The organism is Mesorhizobium sp. M4A.F.Ca.ET.022.05.2.1 (genome assembly GCF_003998845.1).
Lineage (GTDB): Bacteria > Pseudomonadota > Alphaproteobacteria > Rhizobiales > Rhizobiaceae > Mesorhizobium.
Genome location: NZ_RZOJ01000272.1, coordinates 1 through 8,461, shown reverse-complemented (window position 1 = coordinate 8,461; position 8,461 = coordinate 1). Strand labels below are relative to the sequence as shown.

At 64.4% G+C, this 8,461-nt stretch carries 8 protein-coding genes; all 8 read right to left on the bottom strand.

The features are described from left to right. A partial coding sequence (locus EN745_RS24220; protein WP_145992115.1) for a hypothetical protein occupies positions 1 to 206 on the bottom strand: 206 nt, incomplete at its 3' end. A 417-nt stretch (positions 207 to 623) separates the two neighbouring features. Further along, a complete protein-coding gene (gene rpsO / locus EN745_RS24215) occupies positions 624 to 935 on the bottom strand; it encodes a 30S ribosomal protein S15 (RefSeq protein ID WP_281033073.1) in 312 nt (103 codons plus the stop codon). 151 nt (positions 936 to 1,086) lie between these two features. After that, a complete protein-coding gene (gene corA, locus EN745_RS24210) occupies positions 1,087 to 2,181 on the bottom strand; it encodes a magnesium/cobalt transporter CorA (RefSeq protein ID WP_127422442.1) in 1,095 nt (364 codons plus the stop codon). A gap of 146 nt (positions 2,182 to 2,327) precedes the next feature. Beyond that, a complete protein-coding gene (gene truB / locus EN745_RS24205) occupies positions 2,328 to 3,293 on the bottom strand; it encodes a tRNA pseudouridine(55) synthase TruB (RefSeq protein WP_126056664.1) in 966 nt (321 codons plus the stop codon). Then, complete coding sequence (gene rbfA, locus EN745_RS24200) at positions 3,293 to 3,718, bottom strand: 30S ribosome-binding factor RbfA (protein WP_126056665.1); 426 nt, start codon at positions 3,716 to 3,718, stop codon at positions 3,293 to 3,295. Before rbfA ends, truB begins: the two co-directional genes overlap by 1 nt. 113 nt (positions 3,719 to 3,831) lie before the next feature. Continuing rightward, positions 3,832 to 6,396: a translation initiation factor IF-2 gene (gene infB, locus EN745_RS24195; RefSeq protein WP_126056666.1), complete on the bottom strand. Its 2,565-nt coding sequence runs from the start codon at positions 6,394 to 6,396 to the stop codon at positions 3,832 to 3,834. Further along, positions 6,393 to 7,043, bottom strand: coding sequence for an RNA-binding protein (locus EN745_RS24190; protein ID WP_126056667.1), 651 nt, complete (start codon positions 7,041 to 7,043; stop codon positions 6,393 to 6,395). Before EN745_RS24190 ends, infB begins: the two co-directional genes overlap by 4 nt. A gap of 38 nt (positions 7,044 to 7,081) precedes the next feature. Further along, positions 7,082 to 8,461 (bottom strand): transcription termination factor NusA (gene nusA, locus EN745_RS24185; RefSeq protein WP_127422441.1); only part of this gene is annotated, 1,380 nt, incomplete at its 5' end.

The following is an 8,461-nucleotide window of genomic DNA, read 5'->3' as shown; positions in this document are numbered from 1 at the left end:
GCATAGGTCTTTTCCTGGTAGTTGACGGTCAGCGGGAAGAAATCGAGGCCGGGCTTCGGTTCCTTCATAGAAACGACGGTGGCGAGGACGACGGTCTCGCCGTAGGTGGCGAGCACGGCGCCGTCAGCCTGGCGGGCGATCTTGCCGGTTTCCAGAACGAGCGGACGGCCGCCCCACTCGATTTCCACTTTGTGGTAGTTGAACATATCTTGTCCTTCATATGCGGAAAGGGTCGCGCTGCTTGATCATGCGCGGATGCCCTTTCCCCTGGCTTCTTTTCTCGGGCAGCCACGGGCAAGACAACGGGAAGCTCATGTCAATCTCGGCACGATGGCCGCACGAGCGTCCTGCAATCCTGCCCCATGACCGTCCATGGGCGGTTCCGAGTGGCCCTCTGCTTTCTCGAAACCGGGTGGCCGATCGATCCGAACGGCCTTGCGCATGACCCCGAAAGCCTCGGCTCTCGAAACGCGCCCTGCGCAAATGCGAACTTTGCGAAGCGTCCATTTGCGCATCCAAACCGATGCGCGGCGCTTCATTTCCCTCATTGGCGCACTGGAGAGATCCGATGCGCCAATGCGCGACCGGCGGGCTCTCCCGAGGAAAGCCCGCCGGTCAATTCGTCAACGGCGCAGACCGAGCTTCTCGATCAGCGTCTGATAGCGCGCGTCGTCCTTGCGCTTGAGATAGTCAAGCAGGCTGCGGCGCTGGGAGACGAGAGCGAGCAGACCACGGCGGGAATGGTTATCCTTCTTGTGGTCCTTGAAGTGGTCGGTCAGGTTCTTGATGCGCTCGGAAAGAATGGCCACCTGGACTTCCGGAGACCCGGTATCGCCCTTGGCGGTCGCGAATTCAGTCATCAATTCCTTCTTGCGCTCGGCAGTAATCGACATCGTGTTTTTCCTTATCTGTTGGAGGAAACGGGACGCCCTCAGCCGGGATGTCGTCCAGCAGGGGCCGGTGCAAGCAACGCGTCAGGGCGCGAAGCTGCCGGGCATATAGTGCAATTCCCCAGAAAACGCCAGCCCATTTCACGAGCCGGCTTGTCGCAGGCCTTTTGCAGTCAAACCGAAGATTTGCGTTCGACTACAACCACTTCTTCCATTTGAAGAAGGCAATGAGCCCGACAGCAACGAGGCCCATGAACACCAGTGCGGTGGGATAGCCGTAATAGGCTTTCAGCTCCGGCATGTTCCATGGCGATGTGTCAGGATCGAAATTCATGCCCCAGACGCCGACCAGGAAGGTAAGCGGCATGAAGATCACCGAGACGATGGTCAGATAGGAGATGACGTCATTGGTGCGCGCCTGGCTAAGCGACAGATGCATCTCGATCAGCCCAGTCAGCATGTCGCGCTGGGTTTCGACCAATTCGATCAGCCGCAGCGAATGATCAAGCGTATCGTTGAAGAAGACCTTGGTCTCCGCTTTCACGTAAGGCACGTCGTTGCGGATCAGCGTCGCCAGCGCATCGCGCATCGGCCAAAGCACGCCCTTCAACACATTGGCGTCGCGCCGCAACTCGTGCAACTGCCGCATCTGCTGCTTGTGCGGCGCGTGCAGCATCTCGTCCTCGATGCTGTCGACCAGTTCACTGGCGGCCTCGATCGGCGGGAAATAGCTGTCGACGATGGCGTCGATCAGCGCATAGGCGAGATAGTCGGCGCCGCGCGCGCGCAGCCGATTCGGCACCGAGCTGGCGATGCGCTTGCGCACCGGATTGAACGGGTCGCCCTCGCGCTCCTGGAAGGTGACGACGAAGTTGTTGCCGAAGAAGACCGCGATCTGCTCGTAGCGATGGGCCTTGACGTCGTCGATCATGCGCATGACGACAAAGGCGTGGTCCTCGAAGAAATCCACCTTCGGCCGCTGGCCGCTGTTGACGACATCCTCCAGCGCCAGCGGATGCAGGCTGAAGATGCGGCCGATCTCCTCGATCAGCGGGATGTTGGCAAGACCGGTGCAATCCAGCCAGACGACCGGCCACTGGTCGCAATGCGTAGTAAGATCGTCGATGCTGGCGTTCTCGATGGTTTTGAATTTCTCCGGCGAGATCAGCGTCAGCCGGAGCTCGCTGCGCCGCGCCGCGGGGTCGGCGATCAGCGTGCCCGGCGAAGCGCCGACCGGCGGCCGCCTTGTTTTCAGCGGCGCGCGCTTCCTGATCGTCTCAGCCTTTGCCATGTCCCCCTCAAGCGCAGTGTCGCCGCGAAATTAGAGCAATTCCAAGAAAAGTGTGAAACGGTTTTCCGTCCGGAATTGCCCCAAAACAAGGAGATAGAGCGGTTTGGCGTTTCCGTGAAACGATGAATCGCTCCAGCCGAACGCCGTTACCCGGCAAAGACCCGCTTGGGCTTGAACATGCCTTGCTCGATGGCGCCGATGGCGACCAGCCTGCCACGCACGGTTGCGCAGGCCTCCTCGGCCTCGACCGGCGCGTCGCGGCCACGGATGATAACCGGATTGCCGAGCCGGATCCTGGTCGCCGCGTCGTCGCTGACCACGACCTGCGGCAAGCAATCGAGCGCCGCCGCGGTCTCGACCAGCAGCGCGTCGATCGCGCCGAAGTCGATGGGTGTTTCGGGGGCGTCGGCATCGCCCTGCGCCGCATCGGGTTCGCCGAAACGCGCGGCTTCCAGTTCGGCGATGGTGACGAAGTCTTCCGGCGTGAAAGGCTCGACCTCGACGCGGCGCAGTTCCGCGATATGGCCGAAGCAGCCGAGGTCGCGGCCCATGTCGCGGGCGAGCGAGCGTACATAGGTGCCCTTGCCGCACTCGACCTCGAAAACTGTGCGGTCGGCGCCGTGCTCGACGATGTCGAGGCGGCCGATCTCGATCTCGCGCGCCGGTATGTCGACCGTCTCGCCCTCGCGGGCAAGGTCGTAGGCGCGCTCGCCCGCGATCTTGATGGCTGAGAATTGCGGCGGCGTCTGCATGATGACGCCGGTGTACTTCGGCAATAGCGCCCTCACCTCGGCCTCGGCCGGACGGCGCACCGAACTGTTGGTCACCGGGCCTTCGAGGTCGTCGGTCGATCGCTCCTCGCCCCAGGCGACCGTGAAGCGGTAGACCTTGGCGCCGTCCTGCACGTAAGGCACTGTCTTGGTCGCTTCGCCGAGCGCGATTGGCAGCATGCCGGACGCCAGCGGGTCGAGCGTGCCGGCATGGCCGGCCTTTTCAGCCTGGAACAGCCATTTGATCTTGGAGACGGCCTCGGTCGAACCCATGCCGACGGGTTTGTCCAGCACCACCCAGCCGGAAACCGGCCTGCCCTTCTTCTTGCCGCGGCGTGCCACTATTTCCCGTCCTTGTCGTTGTCGTCTTTCTTGTCTTCGGTGCGCAGATCGCGCGCCACTTCGGGCGATTTCAGCAATTCATTGATCCTGGCGAAATTGTCGAAGGATGTGTCGAGCCGGAAGCGAAACTCCGGCATGTACTTCATCTGCCTGAGCGCGCCCGAGACCCGGCCACGGATGAACTTCGCATGCTTGTTGAGCGCCTCGATTACGGCATTGGTGTCGCTGGCGCCGAGCGGCGAGACGAAAGCGGTGGCGATCTTGAGGTCCGGCGACATGCGCACCTCGGAGACCGAGACCACCGCGTTCTCGATCAGCGGATCGATGATCTCGCCGCGCTGCAAGGTTTCCGACAGCGCGTGGCGCACCTGCTCGCCGACACGCAGCATGCGCTGGGACGGGCCTGACGTGGTTGAACGGGACATTTTCCTCGGTCCTGAAATCGTGATGCGCGGGATGGGACCGCACCGCATGTCTCATGTGATGTGGGCGGCGGCCTTGCGACCACCGCCCGGTCTTCTCGACGCGTTACTCGAACTCAGAGCGTCCGGGTCACCATCTCGATGCGGAAGCACTCGATGACGTCGCCGACGCGCATGTCCTCGTAGTTCTGGAAGGCCATGCCGCACTCCTGGCCGCCCGGCACTTCCGAAACCTCGTCCTTGAAACGCTTCAGCGTCTTCAGCGTCCCTTCGTGGATGACGACGTTGTCGCGGATCAGGCGCACGCCGGCGCCACGCTCGACCTTGCCTTCGGTGACACGGCAGCCGGCGATCTTGCCAACCTTGGTGATGTCGAAGATCTCGAGGATCTCGGCATTGCCGATGAAGGTCTCGCGACGCTCCGGCGAGAGCATGCCCGAGAGGGCCGCCTTCACGTCGTCGACGAGGTTGTAGATGATCGAGTAGTAGCGGATCTCGATACCGGCGGCCGCGGCGGCGTTGCGCGCCTGCGCATTGGCGCGGACGTTGAAGCCAATGATCGCGGCACCGGAGGTCTCCGCCAGCGAGACGTCGCTCTCGGTGATGCCGCCGGCACCGGCATGGACGATGCGCGCCCGTACTTCGTCGTTGCCGAGCTTCTCGAGCGCGGCGCTGATGGCCTCGATCGAGCCCTGCACATCGCCCTTGATGACCAGCGGGAATTCCTTCAGCCCGCTCGTCTGCAACTGCGACATCATCTGCTCCAGCGAGCCGCGCTGGCCGGCATGCTTGGCCACCGCCTTCTCGCGCGCCAGGCGCTGACGGTACTCGGTGATCTCTCTCGCGCGCGCCTCGTTGTTGACGACGGCAAAGCGGTCGCCGGCCTGCGGCGTGCCCTGCAGGCCCAGCACCTCCACCGGCATCGCCGGCGGCGCTTCCTTGACGTGCTCGGCACGATCATTGACCAGCGCGCGCACCCGGCCCCACTCGTTGCCGGCGACGAGGATGTCGCCCGGCATCAGCGTGCCGGTCTGCACCAGAACGGTGGCGACGGGACCGCGGCCCTTGTCGAGCTGCGCCTCGATGACCACACCTTCGGCGGTGCGGTCCGGATTGGCCTTCAGGTCGAGGATCTCGGCCTGCAGCAGGATCGCTTCGAGCAGCTTGTCGAGATTGGTGCCCTTGGTCGCCGACACTTCGACGTCCAGCACCTCGCCCCCCATCGATTCGACGAACACTTCATGGCGCAGCAGTTCGGAGCGCACCTTCTGCGGGTCGGCGTCACGCTTGTCGATCTTGTTGATCGCCACGATGATCGGCACGCCGGCCGCCTTGGCATGGCTGATCGATTCGATCGTCTGCGGCATCACGCTGTCGTCGGCAGCAACCACCAGAACGGCGATGTCGGTCGCTTGGGCGCCGCGGGCGCGCATCGCCGTGAAGGCGGCGTGGCCGGGCGTGTCGATGAAGGTGATCTTCTGGCCGTTCTTTTCGACCTGGTAGGCGCCGATGTGCTGGGTGATGCCGCCGGCTTCGCCGGAAACGACATTGGCGTTGCGGATAGCATCGAGCAGCGAGGTCTTGCCGTGGTCGACATGGCCCATGATCGTCACCACCGGCGGACGCGACACCAGGTCTTCCGGACGGTCGGCGATGTTGAACAGGCCTTCCTCGATGTCGGACTCGGCGACGCGGCGCACCGTGTGGCCGAATTCGGTGGCGACCAATTCGGCCGTGTCGGCGTCGATGACGTCGCCCGGCTTCATGATCTGGCCCTGCTTCATGAAGAACTTGACCACGTCGACGGCGCGCTCGGACATGCGCTGCGCCAGTTCCTGGATGGTGATGGTTTCTGGCAGGATCACTTCGCGCATGACCTTCTCGCGCGGCTCGTTGTGCATCGCGCGCTTGAACTTCTCTTGACGGCGGCGCATCGACGACAGCGAACGGCCGCGCGCATCCTCGTCGGAGAGCGCCGAATTCAGTGTCAGCTTGCCGCGGCGGCGGTCTTCCTCGCCCTTGGTGGGCTTGGCCGGACGCGCCACTTCAGGCGTGACCAGGCGGCGCACGGGAGCGCCGGCGCCGGCACGCTTCGGCTTGACGTCCTCTTCATCGTCCGGCGTCGCCAATTCGGCGGCCAGCGGTGCACGCCGGCGAGCCTCTTCCTCGGCACGGCGCCGGGATTCGGCCTCGGTCTGTAGCCGCGCCTCTTCCTCGGCCTGGCGGCGCGCGGAGTCCTCACGCTCGCGCTTGCGGCGCTCTTCTTCCTCGGCGCGGCGCTTGGCCTCTTCCTGGGCGCGCTGGCGGTCTTCGATCTCGCGCGCCTTGGAGCCTTCCAGCGCCTTGCGGCGGGCTTCCATCTCGCTACGCGACAATTCGTTGAGCACCATGCCGCCACGCTCGGGCGGCGGCGGAGGCGCCTTGGGGGCTTCCTGGACGGCAGGCGCCGCCGCGGCGACGGGCTTCGGCGTGAAGACGGACACGGGAGCGGCCGCCGGCTCCGGCTTGTCGCCGGGTAGCGAGAACTTGCGCTTCTTGGTCTCGACGACGACCGCCTTAGTGCGGCCGTGCGAGAAGTTCTGGCGCACAGTGCCCTGTTCCATGCCGGGCCGCTTCAGCGTCAAGGTCTTCTTCGGCGTAACGCTCAACGTCTTGTCGTCGCCCGATTTCGTATCGCTCATTCCATATCCTCTGCGGCATCATCTTCGTCAGCAACGTCCGCAATCATTGCCAGATCGTCCGGGGAACCGCCCCGATACCGGTCGAGCGCAACCATGCGCTTCTCAACCGCCTTGCCCGCGTCTTGCGCGAGGACGGCAGCATGTATCACATTTGTACCCCCCAATGCCAAGCTCAACTCGGCCTCGGGGAAAAGTTTGTAGGCAGGGATGGCCGGCCCGCCGAGATGAACCGTTGCCCGCCGGGCCTGACTGATCTTGCGGACGCCGTCATCCGACGCTTCTGTCGCATGAAGCACCAGCAAGGCCTGGCCCTCGCGCACCGCGTTCTCGACCTTGGCGGCGCCGAGAACGACCGCGCCGGCCTTGCGGGCGAGGCCAAGCATGCCCAGCGCGGATCGGGAAAGCAGGGTGTCGACCATGCCGCCGATGTCGGCGGGAACATTCACCTGCGCCTTGAAGGCGCGGGCGAACAGGTTCTTCGCCGCGGCCTTGTCGACATGTAGGCGCTCGGCGCTGACCCAGCAACCGCGGCCGGGCAGATTTCTCTTGAGGTCCGGGACGACGGCCGAATCCGGGCCGACGACGAACCGGATCAATTCATCCGGTTCGGCCTGCTTGCGGGTGACGATGCAGGTGCGATCGTTCATCTCGTCCAGGGGCGGGTTCGGTGCGATAGGGTTTCACCTCACGCACCGACGGTTTCGTCAACCGCCGCTTCCGGCGCGGCAAGCTCGTCTTCGGTGATCCAGCCGGCCTTGAGGCGGGCAGCCAGAACCATCTGCTCGGCATCGGCGCGCGACACGCCGTGGCTGGCGAGTACGCCCGGATAGACCTTGGTCTCGCCGTCCTTGCGTTCCTTCCAGCCGGTCAGGTCGTCGGCGGCATAGCCGGCGAAATCCTCGATCGTCTTCACGCCGTCCTCGCCGAGCGTCACCATCATGGCGGTGGTGATGCCGGGGACTTCGCGGAGCTCGTCCTCGACGCCGAGCGCCTTGCGCTTGTCGTCATGCTCGGCCTCGATCTTCTCCAGATACTCGCGGGCGCGGGTCTGGATTTCCGAAGCGGTGTCCTCGTCGAAGCCGTCGATCGAAGCGATCTCGCCGGCGTCGACATAGGCGACTTCCTCGACGCTGGTGAAGCCTTCGGAGGCCAGCACCTGGCCGACCATCTCGTCGACGTCGAGGGCCTCCATGAACAGCGCCGAACGCTCGACGAATTCCTTCTGGCGGCGCTCGCTCTCTTCCTGCTCGGTCAGGATGTCGATGTCCCAGCCGGTAAGCTGCGAGGCGAGCCGGACGTTCTGGCCGCGGCGGCCGATGGCCAGCGACAGCTGGTCGTCCGGCACCACGACCTCGATGCGCTCGGCGTCCTCGTCGAGCACCACCTTGGCGACCTCGGCCGGCTGCAGCGCGTTGACGATGAAGGAAGCGGCCGACGGCGACCACGGGATGATGTCGATCTTCTCACCCTGCAATTCGCCGACCACCGCCTGGACGCGGCTGCCGCGCATGCCGACGCAGGCGCCGACCGGATCGATCGACGAATCACGCGAGATGACGGCGATCTTGGCGCGCGAGCCCGGATCGCGGGCCACCGACTTGATCTCGATGATGCCGTCGTAGATTTCCGGCACTTCCATGGTGAACAGCTTGGCCATGAACTGCGGATGGGTACGCGACAGGAAGATCTGCGGGCCGCGCTGCTCGCGGCGCACGTCGTAGACATAGGCGCGGACGCGATCGCCATATTTGTAATTCTCGCGCGGGATCAGCTCGTCGCGGCGAATGATCGCCTCGCCGCGGCCGAGATCGACGATGACGTTGCCGTATTCGACGCGCTTGACGGTGCCGTTGACGATCTCGCCGATGCGATCCTTGTATTCGTCATACTGGCGGTCACGCTCGGCCTCGCGCACTTTCTGCACGATGACCTGCTTGGCCGACTGGGCGGCGATGCGGCCGAAATCCATCGGCGGCAGCTGTTCGGCGATGAAATCGCCGAGCTGGGCGTCGGGGTTGCGCTCGCGGGCCGAGGAAATGGCGATCTGGGTAGCGTAATCCTCGAC

Coding starts and splice junctions, on each gene's coding strand:
- infB (WP_126056666.1), bottom strand. CDS start 6,396: ATGAGCGATACGAAATCGGGCGACGACAAGACGTTGAGCGTTACGCCG.
- rbfA (WP_126056665.1), bottom strand. CDS start 3,718: ATGTCCCGTTCAACCACGTCAGGCCCGTCCCAGCGCATGCTGCGTGTC.
- EN745_RS24190 (WP_126056667.1), bottom strand. CDS start 7,043: ATGAACGATCGCACCTGCATCGTCACCCGCAAGCAGGCCGAACCGGAT.
- corA (WP_127422442.1), bottom strand. CDS start 2,181: ATGGCAAAGGCTGAGACGATCAGGAAGCGCGCGCCGCTGAAAACAAGG.